This window comes from Aquamicrobium sp. YD-1-mutant5, from assembly GCF_059509755.1.
In genome coordinates this window covers 1-22,487 of record NZ_JCAKKP010000025.1, presented here as the reverse complement: position 1 = coordinate 22,487, position 22,487 = coordinate 1, and the positions used below count along the sequence as shown (strand labels likewise).

At 61.9% G+C, this 22,487-nt stretch carries 17 protein-coding genes and 3 pseudogenes; 12 read left to right on the top strand and 8 right to left on the bottom strand.

Annotated elements, in window-relative coordinates; translation table 11 throughout:
* Nucleotides 1-698: 698 nt before the first annotated feature.
* Genes otsA through otsB form a run of 3 tightly spaced genes read right to left on the bottom strand, consistent with a single transcriptional unit; the run spans nucleotide 699 to nucleotide 4,605 of the window.
* Nucleotides 699-2,066: an alpha,alpha-trehalose-phosphate synthase (UDP-forming) gene (otsA, locus tag AC5XE7_RS19765; protein ID WP_495367335.1), complete on the bottom strand. Its 1,368-nt coding sequence runs from the start codon at nucleotides 2,064-2,066 to the stop codon at nucleotides 699-701.
* Nucleotides 2,063-3,874 (bottom strand): glycoside hydrolase family 15 protein, encoded by a 1,812-nt coding sequence (locus tag AC5XE7_RS19760; RefSeq protein WP_495367336.1) that lies wholly within the window; start codon nucleotides 3,872-3,874, stop codon nucleotides 2,063-2,065. The genes otsA and AC5XE7_RS19760 overlap by 4 nt, the downstream gene beginning before the upstream one ends.
* Entirely contained in the window at nucleotides 3,871-4,605 is a 735-nt protein-coding gene (otsB, locus tag AC5XE7_RS19755) for a trehalose-phosphatase (protein ID WP_495367337.1), read from the bottom strand. Before otsB ends, AC5XE7_RS19760 begins: the two co-directional genes overlap by 4 nt.
* Before the next feature lie 314 nt (nucleotides 4,606-4,919).
* Here otsB and AC5XE7_RS19750 point away from each other — a divergent pair, with 314 nt between their 5' ends.
* From AC5XE7_RS19750 to AC5XE7_RS19735, 4 genes and pseudogenes are all read left to right on the top strand, one after another.
* Complete coding sequence (locus AC5XE7_RS19750; protein WP_495367338.1) at nucleotides 4,920-5,483, top strand: hypothetical protein; 564 nt, start codon at nucleotides 4,920-4,922, stop codon at nucleotides 5,481-5,483.
* 114 nt (nucleotides 5,484-5,597) lie between these two features.
* A complete protein-coding gene (locus tag AC5XE7_RS19745; RefSeq protein WP_495367339.1) occupies nucleotides 5,598-5,783 on the top strand; it encodes a hypothetical protein in 186 nt (61 codons plus the stop codon).
* Between the two features lie 18 nt (nucleotides 5,784-5,801).
* Nucleotides 5,802-5,885, top strand: a pseudogene (locus AC5XE7_RS19740) (transposase); the annotation flags it as partial.
* Nucleotides 5,886-5,901: 16 nt separating this feature from the next.
* Nucleotides 5,902-6,427, top strand: a pseudogene (locus tag AC5XE7_RS19735) (transposase).
* 515 nt (nucleotides 6,428-6,942) lie between these two features.
* Here AC5XE7_RS19735 and repC read toward each other — a convergent pair.
* The 3 genes from repC to repA all read right to left on the bottom strand — a co-directional run bounded on the left by repC (nucleotide 6,943) and on the right by repA (nucleotide 10,568).
* Nucleotides 6,943-8,148 carry a plasmid replication protein RepC gene (repC, locus tag AC5XE7_RS19730; protein ID WP_495367340.1) on the bottom strand — a complete coding sequence of 402 codons (1,206 nt, stop codon included), beginning with the start codon at nucleotides 8,146-8,148 and terminating at the stop codon, nucleotides 6,943-6,945.
* Between the two features lie 156 nt (nucleotides 8,149-8,304).
* A complete protein-coding gene (repB, locus tag AC5XE7_RS19725; protein ID WP_495367341.1) occupies nucleotides 8,305-9,288 on the bottom strand; it encodes a plasmid partitioning protein RepB in 984 nt (327 codons plus the stop codon).
* A 71-nt stretch (nucleotides 9,289-9,359) separates the two neighbouring features.
* On the bottom strand, nucleotides 9,360-10,568 hold the full coding sequence (gene repA, locus AC5XE7_RS19720) for a plasmid partitioning protein RepA (RefSeq protein WP_495367342.1): 1,209 nt from the start codon (nucleotides 10,566-10,568) through the stop codon (nucleotides 9,360-9,362).
* A gap of 606 nt (nucleotides 10,569-11,174) precedes the next feature.
* Here repA and AC5XE7_RS19715 point away from each other — a divergent pair.
* Nucleotides 11,175-11,810, top strand: a complete 636-nt coding sequence (locus AC5XE7_RS19715) for a TetR family transcriptional regulator C-terminal domain-containing protein (protein ID WP_495367350.1) — start codon at nucleotides 11,175-11,177, stop codon at nucleotides 11,808-11,810.
* A 57-nt stretch (nucleotides 11,811-11,867) separates the two neighbouring features.
* Here AC5XE7_RS19715 and hydA read toward each other — a convergent pair whose 3' ends face one another.
* Nucleotides 11,868-13,322, bottom strand: a complete 1,455-nt coding sequence (hydA, locus tag AC5XE7_RS19710) for a dihydropyrimidinase (protein ID WP_495367343.1) — start codon at nucleotides 13,320-13,322, stop codon at nucleotides 11,868-11,870.
* A 234-nt stretch (nucleotides 13,323-13,556) separates the two neighbouring features.
* Nucleotides 13,557-14,987, bottom strand: coding sequence for an NCS1 family nucleobase:cation symporter-1 (locus AC5XE7_RS19705; protein WP_495367344.1), 1,431 nt, complete (start codon nucleotides 14,985-14,987; stop codon nucleotides 13,557-13,559).
* A 746-nt stretch (nucleotides 14,988-15,733) separates the two neighbouring features.
* On the opposite strand from AC5XE7_RS19705, the gene cofG reads away from it, so the two are divergent.
* The 7 genes and pseudogenes from cofG to AC5XE7_RS19670 form a co-directional block, all read left to right on the top strand.
* Nucleotides 15,734-16,852 carry a 7,8-didemethyl-8-hydroxy-5-deazariboflavin synthase CofG gene (cofG, locus tag AC5XE7_RS19700; RefSeq protein ID WP_495367345.1) on the top strand — a complete coding sequence of 373 codons (1,119 nt, stop codon included), beginning with the start codon at nucleotides 15,734-15,736 and terminating at the stop codon, nucleotides 16,850-16,852.
* 3 nt (nucleotides 16,853-16,855) lie between these two features.
* Nucleotides 16,856-18,127 carry a 5-amino-6-(D-ribitylamino)uracil--L-tyrosine 4-hydroxyphenyl transferase CofH gene (cofH, locus tag AC5XE7_RS19695; protein ID WP_495367346.1) on the top strand — a complete coding sequence of 424 codons (1,272 nt, stop codon included), beginning with the start codon at nucleotides 16,856-16,858 and terminating at the stop codon, nucleotides 18,125-18,127.
* 3 nt (nucleotides 18,128-18,130) lie between these two features.
* Complete coding sequence (gene cofD, locus AC5XE7_RS19690; protein ID WP_495367347.1) at nucleotides 18,131-19,105, top strand: 2-phospho-L-lactate transferase; 975 nt, start codon at nucleotides 18,131-18,133, stop codon at nucleotides 19,103-19,105.
* Nucleotides 19,102-20,472, top strand: a complete 1,371-nt coding sequence (gene cofE, locus AC5XE7_RS19685) for a coenzyme F420-0:L-glutamate ligase (RefSeq protein ID WP_495367348.1) — start codon at nucleotides 19,102-19,104, stop codon at nucleotides 20,470-20,472. The genes cofD and cofE overlap by 4 nt, the downstream gene beginning before the upstream one ends.
* Nucleotides 20,469-21,146, top strand: coding sequence for an NADPH-dependent F420 reductase (gene npdG, locus AC5XE7_RS19680; protein WP_495367349.1), 678 nt, complete (start codon nucleotides 20,469-20,471; stop codon nucleotides 21,144-21,146). Before cofE ends, npdG begins: the two co-directional genes overlap by 4 nt.
* Nucleotides 21,147-21,225: 79 nt before the next feature.
* Nucleotides 21,226-22,233: a TIGR03842 family LLM class F420-dependent oxidoreductase gene (locus AC5XE7_RS19675; protein ID WP_183832975.1), complete on the top strand. Its 1,008-nt coding sequence runs from the start codon at nucleotides 21,226-21,228 to the stop codon at nucleotides 22,231-22,233.
* A gap of 107 nt (nucleotides 22,234-22,340) precedes the next feature.
* Nucleotides 22,341-22,487: pseudogene (locus AC5XE7_RS19670) on the top strand (Zn-dependent hydrolase); the annotation flags it as partial.

Genomic DNA, 22,487 nt, shown 5'->3' with positions numbered 1-22,487 from the left:
GGGAAGGTGAGGCTGGATCGCTTCCCACTCCGCATCCGACAGCCAATAAACGTCCCGCTTCCTTGCCATCCGAATACCTCCGGAAAACAAGGAATCAGACCCCCGCTGACCACGAAACATCAATTGGGTTTCGACCCTAGTTGTTTATTTTTGCCGCATTTATGCGACGCCGAATGTTTCCATTCGGCTGCAAAATGCTCTAGGCCGGGGAACAGCCGCGTTTCTGGGGCGTATCGCTGGAGTAAGCCACGGATTGGTATCAGTTGCGCTGAGCCCATGCTGTCCTCCGAGTGCGGCTAAGCTGACAGCATGGTGCTGTCGGTTGTTTGACGTACAGTCGCGCCGATGCTGTGAACTGAATTCAGGCGATCTGTAGCGCGGCGGTTGTCCATTCGGCCATGGCGCCCTAACGGAAGGATCGGATTTGAGTTGCGGAGCGGTTTGATCTGCGGGAACGAAGTGGTTTCGAACAACTGAGAAGATCGGGACGAGATAATGCAGCGATTCGATCGACCGTAACCCTTGCCTCAGCTTGTCGCGTCAGCTTCATCATTGCGGTTCTCCTCCCGGTTGGGCGCTTTTGAAGTCGCCCAAAACGTCTTTAAGGCGAGCGGCCAACGGCACGGGTCGCGCCACAAGACCACGCCGCCTCGCTTGAGGTCGGTTCAGCATCCGCAATTGCGCAAACATCAGCCGGCTCAGCCGCGCAATACGTCGAGAAAGTCCGAGCACCAGCGGGAAATGTCGTGTTCGCTCAACTGCTGCATCATCGGCGCGAAGCGCGCGCGCCGTTCCTCCAGCGGCATCGACAGCGCCTTCGCCACGGCATTGCCGACCGCCTCGATGTCGTAGGGATTGACGAGGATGGCGCCATCAAGTTCCTGCGCGGCGCCGGCGAAGCGCGACAGCACCAGCACGCCGGGATCTTCCGGGTCCTGTGCGGCGACGAACTCCTTCGCCACGAGGTTCATGCCGTCCCTGAGCGGCGTTACCATGCCCACCCGCGCCACGCGGTAGAGCCCGGCCAGCACCTTCTGGTCGATGGCGCGGTTGACGTAGCGGATTGGCACCCAGTCGAGCCGCCCGATCGCCCCGTTCACTCGCCCCGCGCTTTCGGCGACCTCGCGCTGCATGGCGGCATAGCCCGGCACCTCAGTGCGCGATTTCGGCGTCACCTGCAGCATGGTCGTGCGGCCGTGCCAGGCCGGATTGGCGGCGAGGAATTTTTCGTAGCCGTCGATGCGGTGGGTCAGGCCCTTCGAATAGTCGAGGCGGTCGACGCCGATGATCAGGTCGCGCCCTTCGAGGCTGTCGGCGAAGCGGCGCACGGCGGCCGTGCGCACGGCCTGACGCGCCAGTTCGGCGAAGTCGCGCGTGGCGATGCTGATCGGAAAGGTGCCGGCGCGGAAGCGGCGGCCATAGGCTTCCATCCAGCCATCGCCGGCATCGCCGCCGATGCCCTCGCGCTCCAGCCCGGACGCGAAATTTGTCGCATCGTGCTTCGTCTGGAAGCCCACCACGTCATAGGCGGTCAGCCCTCCGATGATCGCCTCGTGAACGGGCAGCGTGAGGAACACGTCGGGCGACGGCCATGGAATGTGCATGAAGAAGCCCATGCGGTTTTCCACGCCGAGCCGGCGCAGCTCCGAGGCCAGCGGGATCAGGTGGTAGTCATGCACCCAGATGATGTCGTCCGGCCGGATCAGCGGCCGCAGCCGTTCCGCGAAGAAGCGGTTGACGCGGAAATAGCCGGCCATGTCCTTGCGGGCATAGTCGGTGAGGTCGAGCCTGTAATGGCACAGCGGCCACAGCACGCTGTTGGCGAAGCCCGCATAATATTCGGACAGGTCGCGCCGCGACAGGTCCGAAAGCGCGAAGGTGATGCCGCCCCGATCCTCCACATGCAGCGGGCCGGGCTCCTTCGATCCGCTCGACTTGCCCGACCACCCCATCCAGATGCCGCCGCGCTTTTCGAGCGCGGCCTTGAGCGCGACGGCCAGGCCGCCCGGAGGCGGGCCCTTGCCGATGTCGGGCACGCGGTTAGATACAACGATAAGCCGGCTCACAATACATCCTCCCAGCGGCGCGACAGATGCATCGCCGCATTGATCAGGCCCACCATGGAATAGGTCTGCGGGAAGTTGCCCCACAGTTCCCCGCTCTCGACATGCAGCCCTTCCGAGAGAAGGCCGAGATGGTTCCTGTGCTTCAGCACGTCGGCGAAGATGGCGCGCGCGTCCTCCTTGCGCCCGACGCGCGTCAGCGCATCGATCAGCCAGAAGGTGCAGGCGGTGAAGGCCGTTTCCGGCTCGCCGAAATCGTCCGGCGCGCGATAGCGGTAGAGATGGTTGCCGAAGCGCAGATGCGCCTCGCAGGCGGCGAGCGTGGAAAGAAAGCGCGGATCCTGCGCCGGCATGAAACCGATCTCCGGCATCAGCAGCAGGCTGGCGTCGAGGTCGGCGCCGCCGAAGGAGGAGACAAAGCTCTTCATGCCCTCGTTCCAGGCGCGCTCCAGTATGCCGGCGCGGATGATGTCGGCGCGCTGGCGCCAGTGCGCGGCGCGGCTGTCGAGGCCAAGCTTCACGGCGATGCGCGCCAGCCGGTCGCAGGCCGCCCAGCACATCATGGCCGAATGGGTATGAACGCCGTTGCGGGTGCGGAACTCCCAGATGCCGGCGTCCGACTGGTCCCAGCGGGCGAAGGCCTGATCGCCGAGCGGCTCCAGCCGGCCGAACAGCGCTTCGCCGCCCATCACCGGCAGGCGCTCGTCGAAGAAGCACTGCATGATCGACAGGATCACCGAGCCGTAGCCGTCGTTCTGCACCTGCGTGTAGGCTGCATTGCCGCTGCGCACCGGGCCGTAGCCGCGATAGCCGGGCAGGTCGCCCACGATCCTCTCGTCGAGAAGACGCTCCAGACCGAGGCCGAAAAGCGGCTGCAGATAGCCGTCGGGCGAGTCGGCGGCGATGTTCGACACATAGCCGAGATAGTCCTCCATCGTCTTCGTTGCCCCCAGAAGGTTGAGCGCCTTGACGGTGAAGTAGGAGTCGCGCAGCCAGCAGAAGCGGTAGTCCCATGTGCGCCCGCTCTGGCCGTATTCGGGAATGGAGGTGGTCAGCGCGGCGACGATGCCGCCGGTCTCCTCATGCGAGCACAGCTTGAGGGTGATGGCCGAGCGGATCACCACGTCCTGAAAGTCGATCGGCAGCGAGAGATAGCGCACCCATTCGCACCAGTAATTTTCCGTCTCTTCAAGGAAAGCGCGGGCGGTATCCAGGGGCGCCTGCGTCAGCCGCTCGTCCGGGCCGAGGATGAAGGCGCAGGGCCGGTCGAGGAGAAAGGGCGTTCGGCGCTCGACGAATTCCACCGGCGCGTCCGTGGTCATCCGCAGCACCTGCCCGCCGAGCAGGTAGCGGATATGATTGGTGCCGCGCGTCGTTTCCGGCTCCTGCGCGCCGTAACCGTGGCGCGGGCGCAGATCCACCTGAATGCGCGGCGCGCCCTCCACCGGCTCGACCAGCCGCACGATCGTCTGCGGGCGGAAGATACGCCCGTTCGCCTTGAAGCGCGGCGCGAAATCGGTGATGCGCAGCCGGTTGCCGTCATGGTCGGTCAGCACCGTTTCCAGAATGGCCGTGTTGCGCAGATAGCGCTGCTCGCTGGTGGCCACGTTCCTCAGCCTTATCGACCAGCGCCCGCCATCGCCGGGGGTCTTGTCCGGCCCCTCCCCCAGCAGGCTGCAGAAGACGGGATCGCCATCCATGCGCGGCACGCACATCCACACGATGGAACCATTGCGGTCGATGAGCGCGGCGCTGCTCGAATTGCCGATCACGCCGAGATCGAGGGAGGGCGCAAACAGGGGCTGGTTCATGCCGATATCCTCGCAAGCCAGTCGCGGACATCTGAGGGTGCGCCCACGCGACCCCGCGCGAGGCTTGGCCTGCCGTCGAGGCCCACCCGCACGGACAGGCCGTCCAGCCGGTTGGCGGCGGCGAACATCGCCTCGTCGGTCACGTCGTCACCGATGGCCACGGGCCGGCGGCCGCGAAAGGGAGTTTCGCGCATGAAGGAAACCAGCGCATCGCCCTTGTCGCGTCCGCGGGGGCGGAGCTCGACGACCTGCTTTCCCTCCTGAAGCTCCCATCCATCGGAGATGGGACCGGCAATGGCTTCCATCATCTCGCGCACCTGCGCTTCCCGCTCCGGGGCAAGGCGATAATGGGCGGCGATTGCAGCGCCCTTGTCCTCGAAGATGACGCCAGGCATATCGGCCGTCTGCCGACGCAGATGCTGGCGCGCAAGCTCGAAAGCTTCGGTTGTCGCGATGGTCGCGGTGCGCCCGTCCGCGCCTCGCCATTCGGCGCCATGAAGCCCGCTGACCGCCGTGGCGGGAAGCCTGAAAAGCGCGTCGACGGTGCCGATCGACCTGCCGGTGATCAGCGCCAGCGCACCCTCCAGACGCTCCGCCAGCCGCTTCAGGCTGTCGTGCAGACCGGGAGGCACCACGACCGCTTCGGGCGTCTGCGCGATGTCGAGAAGCGTGCCGTCTATGTCCAGAAAGAGCGCGAGGCCAGAGGCATCTTCCGGAAGGGAGCAGGACAACCGGCCATGCCCGCGCAACGATAAGGTCTCATCATGCATGGCTTCAAGGATAGGCCCCGCGACGCGATCGGCAACCCCCGAGCCGGATAGATGCGCCGAACCCATACGCCGCGAACCGCCAATGGCGGCGGTTTCGCCTTGTACCAGCGGCTTGCTGCCTCCCAGAGGGCATGACCGGCCCGTCGGGGATCCACGAAGGCCACCATGATGGCTGCGCCGCCCGGCGGCCGGCGTAAGGCACCTCACATAGCGCCAGCCCTAATCTCCACGCCCGCAAGCGCGACAAGCATCCCGAAGACCGGCCGGAAGGTAGTTTGACCAATCCATTTCCAAGCCTTCTGGTTTGGCAAGAACCGTCAGCTCACTTGCCGCGCCGGGCTGCCGATCCGAAACGCCCGGCGCGGCACCTTGGCCGTTCAGGCCCCGGAGACATGTTGCCCGGCGACATGTTGAAAGTGTCGGGAACAATCTGCCGGAACCGGCTCCCATCGTGCCTTTCCGGCATGAAGACCCCCCGTCAGCTGGAAATGCTCGCCTTCATTCCCGCACCGAATTTCGAAGCGAAAGGCGCGAACGGCCACCCACCTCACGACGGCAAAATTCTGATGGCGGGCATGAACCCGGCAGGCCGGCCTTTCTTCATCAGCGACGGTTTCAGGCAAGACACCGCCCGTCGCGCAAGCGGTTTCATGAGTTTATATCAACATAAACGCACCGCTCGTATTTTCCTTATAATGTCCGATAATGTTGCCTTATCGCTCCTTATGCCGCACAGTGCAAAATCGGCGTTCCCGGCTGGCAGAAGCGCGACAATGCGGGCTTGCCAGCCTCAGCGCGACATCACAGCCAGTGCTATCGGCGTTATACAGATTTTGTGAGCACCAAAGCGGACATGATGACGTCCCAGGAGGTGGTGTAGCTGGCGGGGTGGCCATCGGTGTTCTTCCGATAGGGTCGGGTTGTTCAAGACCAACCTGAGGGGAAGACCACCGATGACCGACGAGATGATGAACCTGCGCTCGCTTGTTGAGAAAAGGGCGGACACGGATTTGCTGCGCGACATGATCGGCTTTGCCGCCGAGAAGCTGATGGAGTTGGAGTTCGGGGCGAAGGCGGGCGCGGCCTATGGCGCGAAGGACACCCTTCGGCTTGCCCAGCGCAATGGCTACCGTGAGTGAGACTGGGAGACGCGGGCCGGCACGGTGGAACTGCGTATCCCGAAGCTGCGCACCGGCAGCTACTTCCCGAACTTTCTCGAACCGCGCCGCATGGCGGAAAAGGCCCTGACCGCCCGTCATCCAAGAAGCCTACATCCAGGGTGTCTCGACCCGCTCGGTCGACGATCTGGTCAAGGCGATGGGCATGAGCAGCATCTCCAAGAGCACAGGTCAGCCGCCTGTGCGAGGAGATCGACGACAGGTGAAGGCCTTCCTCGCCCGACCCATCGAGGACGACTGGCCGTATCTTTGGATCGACGCCACCTATCTGAAGGTTCGTCTCGGTCGCCGTCATCATCGCCGTCGGCGTCAACACGGATGGCCGCCGCGAGGTGCTGGGCATGGAGATCGGCATCTCCGAGGCCAGAGCCGATCTGGAGGGAGTTCCTGCGCAAGCTGACGCGGCACAGCCTGCGCGGCGTCAAGCTCACCCAACTCATGGACACCGCCGAAGAAACGTGCTCGCCTATGACCAAGATGATCGGGCGATCGCTCGCATCCATTACGGCATAAAGCTTGATGTCCGTAGCATCTTTCGTGCAGCCGATCAGACCCCCCATTTTTTACTTGTAAGCCAGAAGCCATGCGGTGCTGCCTTGAGATAGGTCGTATCAGTCATAATCGTCTTGCATCCTGGAATCTGAGGCATGACCAGACCATCTATCAACTTGCAGGAAGATGTCCTTCTCGCCTCAGCGCTTACAACTGTTTAAAAGCGGCTTGGATGGAGCATATTCCTTCGGCACATCGTGCCACCCAAGCCGCTTGCGGTCGACGGAGATGATGCAGCTGTCACGAATGACAGGGCAAGCCTGAGCCAGCATTTCGCGAAACGCTTGTCCGAGGCCGGGTAGTTGTGCCTATCCACTTCGGCCTAAATCCCCTTCCGATATCAGACCGTACCGACAACATCCTCCACCATGAACAATCCTCAGCCGTATGAATGGTTTTCGTGCGAAACAAGCTTCTGTTTACAATCCCATCGAAACAGACCACGAAACCCCTCCCCTCTTTTCTGAACCGCATAAAGAACGTTCAGTCGCACCACAGCCTCTTCTCTTGTGTGAAGTAGCTCTTCAGCAGCTTGCGCCGGTTTCCCGCTATGCCAGAACAGCTTTCGTCATGCTGTCATCGCCACCTCAGCCCCACCAGTTTTCAGCGCTGCCATCAGCATCGGGCCGACGGAGAAGTTGCCGCTGCCTGCCTTTTCGGTGAGGGCCCGCAGATAACCTCCGGCTGAATGGATATGCTGCGATCGCTGGAGAATGCAGGCTATGACGATGGCAGTGCTTTCCTGCCCCATCACCTCCAGGGCATCGGCATAGGCGGATGGCGATATGCCCAGGTAGCCGCGTACCTGTGCTGCGGTTGCCATGAAATCACGCCAGCTATCGATGCCATCAACAGCATAGTCGCGGATATCCGGGCAGGCACGCAAAACCAAACCAAGCGGATAGGCTTTTGGTAGATCAAACGGTTGGGAAGCTGGCTCAGTCTCGACCCTGTTTTTTTCTGAAGCAGGTTCAAATTCAGAATAGGCGTTTGTGTTTGAATCAGATTGCTGCCGTTCATTTTGTTGGCCATTGCCGTTCATAAATTCATTATTCATATGCATTTCCAGCAACTTATCGACATCCTCGCGAACCTGTTCGAGGTCGCTGACGACAGGTTCCAGATCCGCAAGCGAAGCGCGTCGGGGAATGGTCTCAACAACGGCGCGGAAACGCTGCCAAAGGCTCGTCCAGTCGCCCACAGCCTGCTCCTCCAGAGCGGCCTCGATCAGCTTGCTGATATCGCGGCGGTGCAGCGTAATGCGCTCACGCATCAATTTCAGCGCCTGAGCCTCGGCCCGTATCTGCTCGGCCGCCGCTGCAAACTCTCCCGCCCGCACCAGCAATGGCGCAAGCGAGAAGCCGAATGCCTCGCCAGGCTCCCCTTCCCTGCTTCTGCGCGCATAGCGCTTGCCATTGGGACTGTCGCGGCGAACAATCAATCCGCCATCCACCAGGGCCGCCAGATGGCGCCGCAAGGTCACTTCTGACATGCCATGCGCCCGCAGGGCGAGCTGGCGGTTCGACGGAAACACAACAAGGCCATGCTCCTCGGATAGCTCCTCCTGCGGATAAAACGACAGCAATGCCGCGAGGATGGCCAGCGCCCGGTCACCGACGCCTATGATCGTCTTTCCCTCACACAGATCTCTGTAGACCTGCCACTTGCCCGCTGTCGCCCCTTCCGGGATAGCAGCCGCTTCCTGCTGCACTGCCAGCATGGCAAGCGACATCGGCCGCCGCCCAAAAGGCGTCGCTGCAATATGCGTATCCATGTCCTTCCACCTTCAATCAGGCAAAAGAAACCCGCCCGTTAAAACGACAGTTTCAACGCTTGACACAGATTCACGGAAATGCGATTCTCGGATTGTCCAGATACGAGAAGGGCTTCCGCGACGACAGTCGTTCGGGGGCCTTTTTCTTTTGCGGCTTCAATGCTCCTGTTCGGTTTTCTCCGATTTTCTGAATGCCTCATAAAGGCTGCTCAGATTACTCGAAATCCACTCGGCAAATCTGGGTCCGTCGGCTGCTCCAATTGCAAGAGTTGCCGTCTTACCTGCCTTTTTCAGTCGTACGCTGACCTTCTTGTCCTGCGGTAACCAGGCTGTGTCCGCAGACTTCGTGACAGTCTTGCGAGCCGGCTTGCTCCTGGCAGACAAAGCTGCGTGCAAAGCCTCAAAGCGGGCGTTGCTGTCGAGCTGGCTGAACTCGGGCGTTGCGGCAACGGAGCTTGCCATTTCCAGCCGGCGAGGCACCAGAAGGGAGATCTCTATCCACCTCTCCCGGCCGATAGCCGGCGCCGGGCCGATTGCCCTGATGATATCTTCTGGGACACGGGTTACTGTCGTGATCATCTTCGACACAGTCGCTTCGTTAGAAGCCAGAGCCGAACAGATAATGTCGCGGGTGTAACCAAGATCCTCGAGGCGCTTTGCGAATGCGGCCTTCTCGATAAAGCTCAAATTCGCCCGGGCAGAATTCTCCTGCCCCTGAGCGATGACATGCGCCTTGTCATCGATCGCTTTCACCACGGCCCGGACCTTGCGGCCGAGCTCTTTCGCCACCCTGACGCGACGATGGCCGAACACGATCATGTAACGACCCTCCCTCTCGGGATGAGGTCGCACCAGTATCGGCGAATTCTGGCCATTCTCTCTTATGGCTTCGAGAAGTTCCTGATGATGTTCCTGGTCTTCGGAGAGACGGTCGGCAACAAACGAGCCATCGATCATCTCCGGGTCGAGATCCACCACCTGCTCGCCTTCAAGATAGGCATCGGCCTGCCGCGCCAGCTCGCTGACCGAGCGGATCATCGACTTGGACGCGCCGCGCATGGGATAGGCTGGCGCATTCGAAGCGCCCTGCCCTTCCTCATTTGTCTCCATGAGGCCTGACAGCAGGTTCTTACGGGCCATTCAACCTCTCCTGTTGTTGCCTAATTCGTTGAAACACAACGGCGAAGACGTGTTTTTGTCAGCTGACAAGATCACCTCCCCCACGCTTCGTGAATAAGTCCGGCTATTTCCGAGTTCACGCCATCCAGAGATTCCATCGCCCGCTCATAGGTCGAACGGGTCATGGTGTTCTTTTCCACCTCGTACAAAGTCTGCTTGGTGATGCCGGCATCGGATATGGCCGTGGACTTGAGCATCTGGTTTTTGAGGATGAATTCGCCAAACAGCGTTTGCAGGAAAGCCACCATCTGCGCCTGCGGCTGATCCATCGGTTCGTAGCGCGTGATCAGATAGCGATACCATTCCAGATTTACCTCTGCGCCGGCACTGCGGATAGGCTCCAGAATGTTGCCCAGCATCAGCAGGAACTGGCCCATCGACATCACATCCAGCATCTGCGGATGAATGGTAATCAGCACCGACGTGGCGGCTGTCAAAGCAGCAATCGTCAGATAGCCGAGATGCGGCGGGCAGTCGACGACCACAACATCATAGCGGCTCTCCACCTCTTCCAGAGATCGCGCGATGCGCGTGAAAAAGGCCTTGCCTGCATTAGAGCTGCGGTCGGCCATCGCCAGCGGCGTATCGTACTCGAATTCCTGCAATTCGAGATTTGCAGGCACGATGTCGAGCCCCGGGAAATTGGTGGTGTGAATGATGTCGGAAAGAGAGACCCGCTCGTCATCATAACGGATGGCGTCGTAGAGCGACTTGATCCTGTCGAGTTCGGGCTGGAAGCCATGCAGCGAAGACATCGATGCCTGCGGATCGAGGTCGACTGCCAACACACGGTGACCGGTCAGCACCAGATACTGCGCCAGATGCGCGGCAGTCGTCGTCTTGCCGGAGCCGCCCTTGAAATTGACGACGGCCAGAACCTGCAGCTTCTCACCCGGACGGCGATGCGGAACATATCTGCGCGCTTCCGAGCGTCCGTACTGGTCGAGATACTGTCTGAGCTCCAGCATCTGCTGGGCAGTATAAGAGCGCCGGCCCGTCGATGACGTTTCAGGAACGGGACCCTTGCCTTCGAGATGCAGCTTTTTCAGATGGCTCTGGGAAACACTCAGGTAATTCGCGACTTCCGCCAGCGTGAACGAACGCAGATCCTTCTTAGCAAGCGGTGGGAATCGCTGCAGGCTCAGAAGGTGCAGCTTCTGCGAAATCTGATCGCCCTGCTCGAGAATGTGTTTCTCGAAATGCAACGGCTCTCTTGCTGGTCTCGGTGAACTCACGTTCATTCGGGCTGCATTTCCTAATAACGATTTTTAGAGAAGTTTCTCCAAACAACCGTGATTATGCCCGATTCGGGTTTGCCGGCAATAGTGCCCCCTGCTGAATCGATCCCCTCCCCCAGCTAAATAACAGCCCTCACCTTCCATAGAAATTTATATGCCTTTGAAATAAAAGCCCTTTGTTGGGATTTTGTCCGCTGACAAGCTTGCATCCCACCTTTTCAGGCACAAGAATTCGCCGACAGCCATTGTTCAGGCTTATATATTCTGGCCGCTGACGGTGGAACAGCCAGCGAATCGATTTTGGCGTTGCGCTCCTGCGTGTAATCTGGAGGCCTGTGGAAGACGCTTCGGCACACCGGACGCATTCCAGCAAACTGACCCCGTATAACGGAAGTTGTGCTCTGCCGGGCGGATGATGTTATGCTCGGCATGTCATTCGCCGGAATCGGGAACTTCTGTCGAATGGGAAGAGGGGAAACAGTTGCTTATGACGATCACGACTTCAATGAACCGTCCGTCCGGCACGGTTTTTACATGGCTGATGGCATCACAAAAGTCTGGTGCGGGGTCAGCCGGGCGCGGTTTCATCAAAGCTATGGCCTGACCGCAGTGGAGACATCTCGTCCGCTTACCCGCATTCAGACCAAGCGGCGCCGAAAAATTCTGGAAGCAGCACTGGAGATATTTTCCACGCATGGCTTTCGCGGCGCAACCATCGACCAGATCGCCGAAGCTGCCGGAATGTCCAAGCCCAACCTGCTGTACTATTTCCGCAGTAAGGAGGAAATCCACAGCACGCTGATCAAGCGTCTGCTGGACGACTGGCTACAGCCTCTCCGCGATCTCGATGCCGATGGCGATCCGATGGCCGAGTTGCAGTCATATATCCGGCGCAAGATGGAGATGTCCCGGGATTTCCCGAGAGAGGGAAGGCTGTTCACCAATGAGATTCTGCAGGGCGCACCGCACACGCTGGAAATGCTTCAGGATGTGCTGAAACCGCTTGTCGACGAAAAGGTGAAAGTCATCGAAGAGTGGATGAAAGATGGCCGCATCGCCCGGACCGATCCATATCACCTGATCTTCTCGCTCTGGGCGACGACACAGCATTACGCCGATTTCGACGTGCAGGTGAGGGCGGTTCTTGGACCTGATCGCAGCGGAGAACGGCTGTTCGAAGACGGAGCACAGTTCCTCGAACAGCTTTACCTCAACGGCCTTTCTCCGGAGGTCAGCAGAAACTGACCGGCCGCGCAGATTGCTCTGCGCGGCCGGTGTGGTCCTGCATGTGTTTCGGCAGGATCACACGCCGATGGGCATATGCTCCGGGGAACGGGTGACGGCGCGCGGCGCCGTCAGTTCCTTCCATGTCGAAAGCGCCTGGTTGACGGCCTGGAAAGGCTGGCGGGCAACGAACTTGCCGCGTCCGGGCTTTGCTCTGGCAACGCCTTCGCCCCACACCAGGTCCCCGCGCGAAAGCGTGTAGCGCGGCAGACCGGACACCTTCATGCCCTCGAAGACATTGTAGTCGATGATCGACTTCTGGGTCGCGGCCGAGATGGTCTTGCCCACCTTCGGGTCCCACACAACGAGATCGGCATCGGCACCCGGCACGATCGCGCCCTTGCGTGGATAGATGTTGAGGATCTTCGCGATGTTGGTGGAGGTCACGGCGACGAACTCGTTCGGCGTCAGCCTGCCGGTTTCGACGCCAGTGGTCCACAGCACCGACAAGCGGTCTTCGACGCCGCCGGTGCCATTGGGGATCTTCGTGAAATCGTTGAGCCCAAGCAGTTTCTGCTTCATGGTGAAGGCGGCGTGATCAGTGGCCACCGTATGCAGCGAGCCCGATTGCAGACCCGCCCACAGCGAAGCCTGATGGCGGGCGTCGCGGAAGGGCGGGGACATGACGCGCTGCGCCGCATGGGCCCAGTCGGGATTGGCATATTCGCTCTCATCCAGCGTCAGGTGCTGGATCAGCGGCTCGCCATAGACGCGGATGCCCTTGTGCTGAGCGCGGCGGATGGCTTCATGCGCCTGTTCGCAGGAGACGTGCACGATATAGACCGGAACGCCGGCGGCATCGGCAATGGTGATGGCGCGGTTGACGGCCTCGCCCTCGACATCCGGAGGCCGCGAATAGGCATGCGCCTCGGGGCCGCTCAGGCCGGAACTCATCAGCTTCTGCTGCATGGCTGCGACAAGGTCGCCGTTTTCGGCATGGACGAAGGGGATGGCGCCAAGCGCGGCGCAGCGCTGGAAAGAGGCGAACATCTCGTCGTCGTTGACCATCAGCGCGCCCTTGTAGGCCATGAAGTGCTTGAACGTGTTCACGCCGCGCCCAACGACGGTTTCCATCTCCTCGAAGATCTTTTTCGACCAGCCGGTGATCGAGACATGGAAGGAATAGTCGCTGCACGCCTGACGCGCCGCGCGCTCCTCCCACTCATCGAGGGCTGCTATCAGTCCGTCCTCACCGGGGATGACGAAGTCCACCACCATCGTCGTTCCGCCGGAAACGGCGGCATAAGTGCCGCTTTCCCATGTCTCGGCCGTAGTGGTGCCCATGAAGGGCATCTCAAAATGGGTGTGCGGGTCGATGCCACCGGGAATGATTAATGCGCCTTCGGCATCGATGACCTCATCACCCTTGAGATCAGGTCCGATGGCGGCGATGGTCTCGCCTTCGATCAGCACATCCGCCTCATAGCTGCGGTCGGCGGCGACGATCGTGCCTCCCTTGATTACTTTCGACATTGCTGAAGCCTTTCATTTTCATGCGAGTGACCGGGCGCGCGATGCGGCCGGGTCGAACGGGGCTATGCGGGCGCTCATCTCATCTTTCGCGCTGGCGGCCGGGTTGGGGGAGCCGCTCTGCGCACCACCGCAGCGCCGGGGCGGTGGCAGGAACCGCCGGCAGACGGCCGGCGGTTGTCTTGCTGGGGCTGGCCATGGGAGCAGGAGATCTGTCCCCCTCCCATGATTTTCTTCCTAGTCGGTGGCGACGGTACCAAGCGCACGGCGCTTGGCTGTGCTGAGCTGGCAGTAGATGACCGCCGACAGCACGACGCCGACAGGCCAGGAGAACGGCGTCCAGGCGCTGATCGCAGGGATGACCGACATGCCGATGGCAATGACGCCCGAGACGACAAGGGCAATGATGGCGTTGGTGTTGTAGCCGCCATTGTAATAGTATTTGCCGCCGGGCGTATCGTCGAACAGAGCATCCGAATCGATCTTCTGACGCCTGATGATGTAGTAGTCCGCCATCACGATGCCGTAGAGCGGTCCCATCAGGGCGCCGACGCTGCCGATGAAGTGATTGACGATCACCGGGCTGGAGAACAGGTTCCACGGCGTCACGATCACCGAAAGAATGGCCACGACCACACCTGCCTTGCGGAAGGTGAAGTGACGCGGCCACACATTGATGATGTCATAGACCGGCGCGACGAAGTTCATGATGATGTTGATGCCGGCCGTGGCCGTTCCGATGGCGATGATGGCCACCAGCAGGATGGCGATGCTGTCGATGTCCTTCATCAGCGCGATCGGATCGTGGATCGCCTCGCCATAGACCTTCACCGAGGCCAGCGCGATGACGATGGAGATGGCGCCGAAAGCCGTCGCGTTCAGCAGCAGGCCCCATGCGTTGCCACGGCGCACCGAGGCCTCGTCAGGCGCGTTGCGGGTAAAGTCGGCAAAGTTCAGCGTCGGGCCGGCAAGATAGGCGACAACGATGAACATGGCGGATGCCATGCCGAACAGGCCGCTGTTATGCTCCACGGTGCGGTAGCTGAAATCGACCGACCAGCCGGCACGTGCCAGGACCCATACGGCAAGCGCGATCATGGCGATCCAGATGGCGGGACCAGCGAAGTCGGAGAGGCGGCGCACCGCCTCCATGCCGCGCGACAGGACGATGAGCTGCGCAAAGGACAGCACGAGGAAACAGATCCAGCCGAGCGTCGACAGCCCCGCGAACGAGCTTTCCGTCAGGGTTGCCGAGGATGGAAACACCTTGATGACCAGAAGCATCATCGCCGCGGAGGCCAGATAAGTCTGGATGCCGTACCACGCCACGGCAACGATGGCGCGCAGAATGGCGGGGATGTTGGCGCCGTAGACGCCGAAGCTGGCGCGCGCAAAGACCGGGAACGGCACCTTGACGCGCTGACCGGCCACGCCGCTCATATTGTTGGTGAAATAGAGAATAATGATGCCCGCCGTGAATGCGGCGATCATCTGGTATCCGCTCAGGCCCAGTGCGAACAGGCCGACCGCCATGGTGTATCCGCCAAGGCTGTGCCAGCCCGACATCCACCAGGCAAACAGGTTCCATGTCTTCCATGTACCCGTCGCCGTCTCCGGCGATAGCTCGACGTTGAAAAGTCGAGACGATTCATTTGCATGCTTATGCATTAAGCTCCTCCCAGAATGGTTGCGTTGATGTCGTATCCTGCCCGGCACCTCCTAGGCCGCTGCGGGACACGCCGTTGTTCAGCTGTCGATGATGATCGGCCCCCTTGCGATACACGCCACCCGTCTTCGCCCCATCGGGGGGAGGCGGTTGTGGAATGATCCGTTTGTCATGAGGGCTGGGGGCAGAACCTCACCACAGGCACCGGCATGGTGCAGGAGGGGCGGGCTCTGCATGTCCTGAAATGCCTTGAAAGGCACTTGCGGGCATCTTGCGGACGGTACGGCGCAGCCGATGGAAAATGGTATTGGCTGCGCGGATCGCGCCTTGCCGGTCACATCGGGAACTTCACGCCGACACATCATGTCGAATTCTCTCCCATATGCATGGCATCGGAGATTTCCTGCCCGGATTCTGATGTCCGGTTGAGCGGATCCCCAAGCCTGGCGCCGGCACCCATCTTCAGATGGACTCAGGATACCGGAGCCAAAAATAACGAAAGTTCAGTGGGTTACCTTAGTCGGAAACATTCCGGCTGACGTTTCGTAAACACCCACTTGACATTTTTTTATCATGCAGTCAAATTTTGATCAGATGATAAAAAATGGGAGGAGGAACCCATGAAGCAGGCACTCGCCACAGGTGCAGGCTTGCCACGGAGGAGGGGCGGAATCCGTATCCGCGTCAGTTCCGGACAAGGCATTTTTCTGCACGATCATTCTCCTGCGACCGTCTGACGGCCAGCACCATGATCACGATCGAAGACGTCTACGCGGCAGACCGCGTCAGCGAAGCCGGACTTGCGCGCCTGCGTCAGCGGGCCTGTGAAATCCGCGACCAGCACTGGGGACGGGAGATCACTTACTCCCGCAAGGTTTTCATCCCCCTCACCAATATGTGTCGCAACACCTGCGGCTACTGTGTCTTCGTCAAGCATCCGGGCGATCCGGCGGCCAACTACCTGACGCCCGACGATGTGCTCGACATCGCCCGCCGGGGTGAGCGCCTCGGCTGCAAGGAAGCCCTGTTCTCGCTGGGCGAGCGCCCGGAGCGGCGCTACCCGGAAGCAGCCGCCATTCTGAAGGACCTCGGCTACGCCACCACCGTCGACTATCTGGTCGATGCCTGCCGTCTGGTTCTCGAGCACACCTCGCTGATCCCGCATGTCAATGCGGGCACGCTGACCGAAGAGGAGGTGGAGCGGCTTGGCGAGGTCTCTGCTTCGATGGGCATGATGCTGGAAAATGTCAGCAAGCGCCTGTCGAAGCCCGGCCTGCCGCATCATGCCTGCCCCGACAAGGCGCCGGTATTGCGCCTGCGCACCATCGAGGCGGCAGGGCGTCTCGGCGTTCCCTTCACCACCGGCATTCTGATCGGCATCGGCGAGACATGGTCCGAGCGCATCGACAGCCTGATTGCCATCAACGAAATCCATCTGCGCCATGGCAATGTGCAGGAGGTGATCGTCCAGAATTTCCGCGCCAAGGCGGGCACGGCCATGGCCGAATGGATCGAGCCCTCCCGCCACGAAATGCTGAAGACGCTGGCTGCGGCCCGTATCGTGCTTGACCCCACGATCAGCCTGCAGGCCCCGCCCAATCTCGATGAGGAGTTCGAGGACTACATCGACTCCGGCATCAATGACTGGGGCGGCATCTCGCCGCTCACCAGGGACCACATCAACCCCGAGCGGGCATGGCCGGCGCTGGGCGAGCTTTCGCGCCGCACCTCCGCCAAGGGGTATCGCCTCGCCGAACGGCTGACCGTCTACCCCCGCTATCTGGCCGAGTGCCGGCAAGCGCTGGCCGGCCCGCTGTCCCGTCTTGCCCGCGCCGACGGTCTGGCGCGCGAACAATTCACGAGTTGAGCCATGAGCATCGATCTCGAAGTCATGAAGCAGTTGGAAAACCGCCCGGATGAGGTTCTGGCACGGGCCTCCGCACAGGTGCGCGCCGTTCTTGAGCGCGCGCTGGCAGGCGGGGAAATCTCGCGCGAGGCAGGTGAAGTGCTGTTCAACACGGAGGGTGCGGACCTCTCCGCCGTGCTCAAGGTGGCCGATACGGTGCGGCGCGAGCGGGTGGGAGACCGGGCAACCTTCGTCACCGTGCGCAACATCAACTTCACCAATGTCTGCTACATGGCATGCCAGTTTTGCAATTTCGGCGTGCGCAAGGAGGCCAGCGGCGCCGAACTGCTGACGCCCGAACAGGTGGCGGCACGCGCCGAAGAAGCGTGGAACCGGGGCGGCACCGAAGTCTGCATTCAGGGCGGCCTGCATCCCGATATTCCGGGCGACTATTATGTGCAGTTGCTGCGCGCGGTGAAGAAGCGCGTGCCGAAGATGCATGTCCACGCCTTCTCGCCCTTCGAGATCTGGTACGGCGTGCGCAAGAGCCGCATGTCGCTCGACGATTTCCTCGCCATGCTGCGCGACGAGGGGCTGGGCTCCATGCCGGGCACGGCAGCGGAAATCCTCGACACCGAAATCCGCCTGCAGCTCACCCGCAACAAGCTTTCCGCCGACGAGTGGGAAAAGATCATCCGCGCCGCGCACCGGCAGAAGATCCCGACGACCTCGACCATCATGTACGGCCATATCGACGGGCCGTCGCACTGGGCCGCCCATATCGACCGGCTGCGCTCGATCCAGAAGGACACCGGCGGCTTCACCGAACTGGTGCCGCTCGGCTTCATCCACGAAAACACCCGCCTCTACCGCAATGTGCCGGGCGTGCGGCCGGGACCTTCCATGACCGAGAACGTGAAGATGCACGCCGTGGCGCGCATCATGCTTCAGGGTTACATCGATAACATCCAGGCATCGTGGGTGAAGCTCGGTCCGGAAATGGCACAGACCATGCTGGCCTGCGGCGTCAACGATCTCGGCGGGACGCTCATGAACGAGAGCATCTCGCGGGCAGCCGGCGCAAAGCACGGGCAGGAGATCACGCCGCTGGAGATGGTGCGCATCATCCGCGCCGCCGGCCGCATCCCGGTGCAACGCAACACGCTCTACCAGACACTGGAAGACTTCACCGATCACGACCCTCCCGAGATCGAACCTCTGGTCGAGCGGGCCTGTGGCGCAAGCCCGGTCGCTTTCCTCACGCAGGCAGAAATGCAGCAAGCGGCGAGGGGCTGACGGATGGAAGCTGACGTTCGAAAAGTGGTGCTGCTTGCCGGTGGCGTCGGTGGCGCGCGCATGGCCGAAGGCCTGATGCGCGCCTTGCCGGAAGGGGCGCTCACCGTCGTCGTCAATGTCGGCGACGACGACACCTTCTATGGCCTGCTCGTCTGTCCCGACATCGACACCATACTCTATACGCTCTCCGACCGGATCGACCGGGGGCAGGGGTGGGGCGTCGCCAACGATACGGTGAACGGCCTCAATGTCCTGCGCGATCTTGGCGCGCCGGTGTGGATGAAGCTCGGAGACGCCGATTTCGGCCTGCATATCTGGCGCAACTGGCGCATGTCGCAGGGCGCCTCGCTGAGCGAGGTGACGGAAGAATGCGCCGCCCGCTTCGGGGTCAGGGCCCGGATCCTGCCCGCAACGGACGATCCCTTGCGAACCAGGCTGATGACGGAGAAGGGCGCGCTCGACTTCCAGAACTGGTTCGTCGGCGAACGTTGCCAGCCGACCGTGCGCGAAATCAGCTATGCAGGTGCGGAAGAGGCTGCCGCCAGCCCTCAGGCACTTGCCGCCATCAGGGAAGCCGACCTGATCGTCTTCGCCCCGTCCAATCCGCTTCTGTCGCTTGAGCCGCTCCTTTCGGTGCAGGCCCTGTTCGAGGCGGTTGCCGCAAGCCATGCGCCCCGCATCGGCGTATCGCCTCTGATCGGCGGCAAGGCAGTTAAAGGCCCGCTCGACAAGCTGCTTGCCGATCTCCGCCAAGCCGGCGGTGCTGCCGGCGTTGCCGCCCGCTACAAGGGCCTGATCGACGGTTTTCTGGTCGACAGCGGCGACGTCAACGACATCGCAGTGATCGAGGCCGACGGCATAAGGGTTCATGCCACCGACATATTGATGCGTGATCCCGCCGGCGCGGAACGCCTTGCCCGCGAGCTTATCGGCTTTGCGCAAGGGGTCGGAGCCCCGGCACCCGGAGTTCGGGCATGACGGTCGCCATCGCCATATTGATGAAGGACCCCTGTCAGGCCAAGACACGTCTCAAACCCGCACTTGGCAACGACGCGCGCGAAACGCTGGCGCTGCTCCTGTTCGAAAATACGCTGGGCTTCTTTCGCCGCTTCTATGGCGACAATCCTCTGGCGGTGGTTACGCCATCAGAGCGCGTGGCCGAGATCGCGCGCGCTCATGATGCGACCGCGCTCGGCCAGAACGGAAAGGCTGGCATCAACGGGGCGGCGGCCCGCGCCGCCGAATGGGCCCGCTCCATCAACGCCGAAAAGCTTCTCGTCATCCATGCCGACATCCCGACACTTGAGGCGGCCGAGATCGCCATCCTGATCGGGGCTTCGGACGAAGCTTCTGTGGTCATCGCCGAATCCCACGACGGCGGCACCAATGCGATCCTGCTTTCGCCGCCCGACGCAATCCCGTTCAGCTTCGGCCCACGCTCGGCGGATGCGCATGAAACGGCGGCAAAGGGGGAGGGCAGGGGCTGCACGCGGCTCACGCTTCCAAATCTCTGCCGCGACATCGACACGCCACACGATCTCTTCTCGGCGTCCACCTCGGGCAGCATCCGCAGGCAGGGCGTCAGCCTGTTCGCCGTGGCAGGAATCCCGGAGATCGGGGCGGGTGACGATCTGTCGGCGGCCATCGGGCAGGCCCTCTCGGACATGGGCAGCGAGCTGATGCCGCGCGACATCGTCATCGTTGCGCAGAAGATCGTCTCCAAGAGCGAGGCGCGGATGTTTGCGCTCGACGCCTTCGTGCCGTCGCCGCGCGCCCTCGAAATCGCGGCTGAGATCGGCAAGGACGCACGCAAGGTCGAGGCGATCCTGTCGGAATCTTCCGACATCATCCGCGCCCGGCGGCAGGAGCCGGATGGCCTTCTGATCACCCGCCACCGTCAGGGCTGGATCTGCGCCAATGCCGGCATCGACCAGTCGAATCTGGGCGCGGGCAGGGACGACATGCTGCTGCTTCTCCCCGAGGATCCCGATGCGAGCGCCGCCCGCCTCCGGGCCGGGCTTGAAGAGCGCTATGGCGTGCAGATCGGCGTCGTCATCACCGACACCTTCGGCAGGCCATGGCGTCACGGTCTGGTCAATGTCGCCATCGGCGTGGCCGGCGTGCCCGCAGTCGTCGACTGGACGGTGCGCGCCGACGCCTATGGGCGTGGCCTCAAGGCGACACTGCCGGCCTTTGCCGATGAACTGGCCGCCGCATCCGGCCTGCTCATGCAGAAGGATGCCGGCCTTCCCGTCGTGATCATACGCGGCCTGCCATGGAGCGACACGCCTTCGGCCAGCGCCGGCGACTTTCTTCGACCGCTTTCACAGGAGCTTTTTCTATGACCATTGCAATTCTCGGAGGAACCGGCCCGCAAGGGCAGGGGCTGGCACTCAGGTTCGCGCGCAGCGGCGTGGCCGTGGCGCTGGGTTCGCGCGATGCTGAACGGGCGCGCGCCATCGCCGAAGACCTCAACGCGAAGCTGACCGAAGCAGGCGGATCTTTCACGGCCATTACCGGCGCGGACAATGTGAACGCCGCGCAGTCTGCCGAGCGCATGGTAATGCTGGCCGTGCCCTTCGCCGCGCACGAGGCCACGCTGGAGGAAGTGTGCGCAGCACTCGACGGCAAGATCCTCGTCGATGTCGTGGTGCCGCTGGAGCAGGGCAATCCGCGCGGCTACGGCCCGCCCCCCGAAGGCTCGGCCACCGAGGCAGCCCAGAAGCTGCTGGGCGAGGGGGTCAAGGTCGTGGGCGCTCTGCACAACGTCTCCGCGCACTCGCTGAACGACCTGCCGACGCCGATCAATTGCGACGTCTTCGTCTGCGGCGACGATCTCGCTGCAAAGGAAGAAGTGCAGGCGCTGATCGAGGGCATTGGCGTTCAGACTTACGATGCCGGCCCCGCCAAAAGCGCGCGCTGCGTCGAGGCCATCACGCCTTTGCTGATCCGCCTCAACATCTCGAAGAAGGTTCCCTTCTCCCATGCGGGTGTCCGCATCTGGGCGCCCGGACACTGACGGGCGCGCCACCCAACACCAAGGGGTCTGAAGCGCGGCACCCGATCAAGTCCGCGTCGTTATAAAATGGAGGAAAACAATGGAATTCGGAATTACATTCAAAGGCTTCGTCGAGCCCGACCGCGCCCGCTATCTGGTGCGCGCGGCCGAATATGCGGGCTTCAGCCATTGCTGGTTCTATGACTCGCATATTCTGTGGCGTGAATGCTATCCCGCCATCGCCATGTGCATGGAGCACACGACGAAGATGCATTTCGGCCCGCTCGTCACCAATCCGGACGTGCGCGACTGGTCGGTCGCCGGCTCGCTGTTCGCCTCGCTGAACAAGCAGAGCAACGGCCGCTTCGAGATCGCGGTCGGCCGCGGCGATTCCTCGCGCCGTGTGATGGGCAAGAAGCCTGCTCCGCTGTCGCGCGTCACCGAATTCGTGCAGAAGATGAAGGCCATGGTGCGCGGTGAGGAAGTCACCTATCCGGAGTGCCCGGAGCCGGTGAAATTCCCCTGGGCCGTCGGCCACGACATGGCAGCCTGGATCGGCGCCTATGGCCCGCTGGCGCTGAAGGCCGCCGGTGAAGCCGCCGATGGCGTGGTGCTCCAGATCGGCGATCCGAGCCTGTGCAAATGGTTCACCGACCAGTGCATCGAGGCCGGCAAGGCAGCCGGGCGCGACATGTCCAAATTCCGCTCCATGGCCGCTGCTCCTGCCTATTTCGGCACCAAAGAAAAAGCCATCGAGGCGACCAAATGGTTCCCGGCCATGGTCGGCAACCACGTCGCCGACATCGTCGAGAAATACGGCGCCGATTCCGACCTCGTGCCGAAGAGCCTCACCAGCTACATCGAAAAGCGCCGCGGCTACGACTATTCCAAGCACGGCCAGAGCGACAATCCCTATCTCGACTTCATCACGCCCGACATTGTCGAGAGCTTCTGCGTGCTCGGCGAGCCGGAGGACCACATCGCCAAGATCCGGGAACTGGAGGCGGCAGGCGTCACGCAGTTCAACATCTATCTCGACAGCGGCGAGGAAGAGGAAATCATCGCGCGCTACGGCCGCGAGGTCATTCCCGCCTTTGCGAACAACTGATCTGGCCGGAAACAAGCCATGATCTGGTGCAGGCGACCGAAACCGGCCGCCTGCATCATGCCGAAAAAACCGACCAGCACTCCGAAATGCATCGAAAGGAACATGTCATGTCCACCTCCGGCGAGAACCTTCGCATTGATCCGGACCGTTTGTGGGATTCGCTGATGGAGATGGCGAAGGTTGGTCCCGGCATTGCGGGCGGCAACAACCGCCAGACGCTGACCGACGCCGACAATGAGGGCCGCCATCTGTTC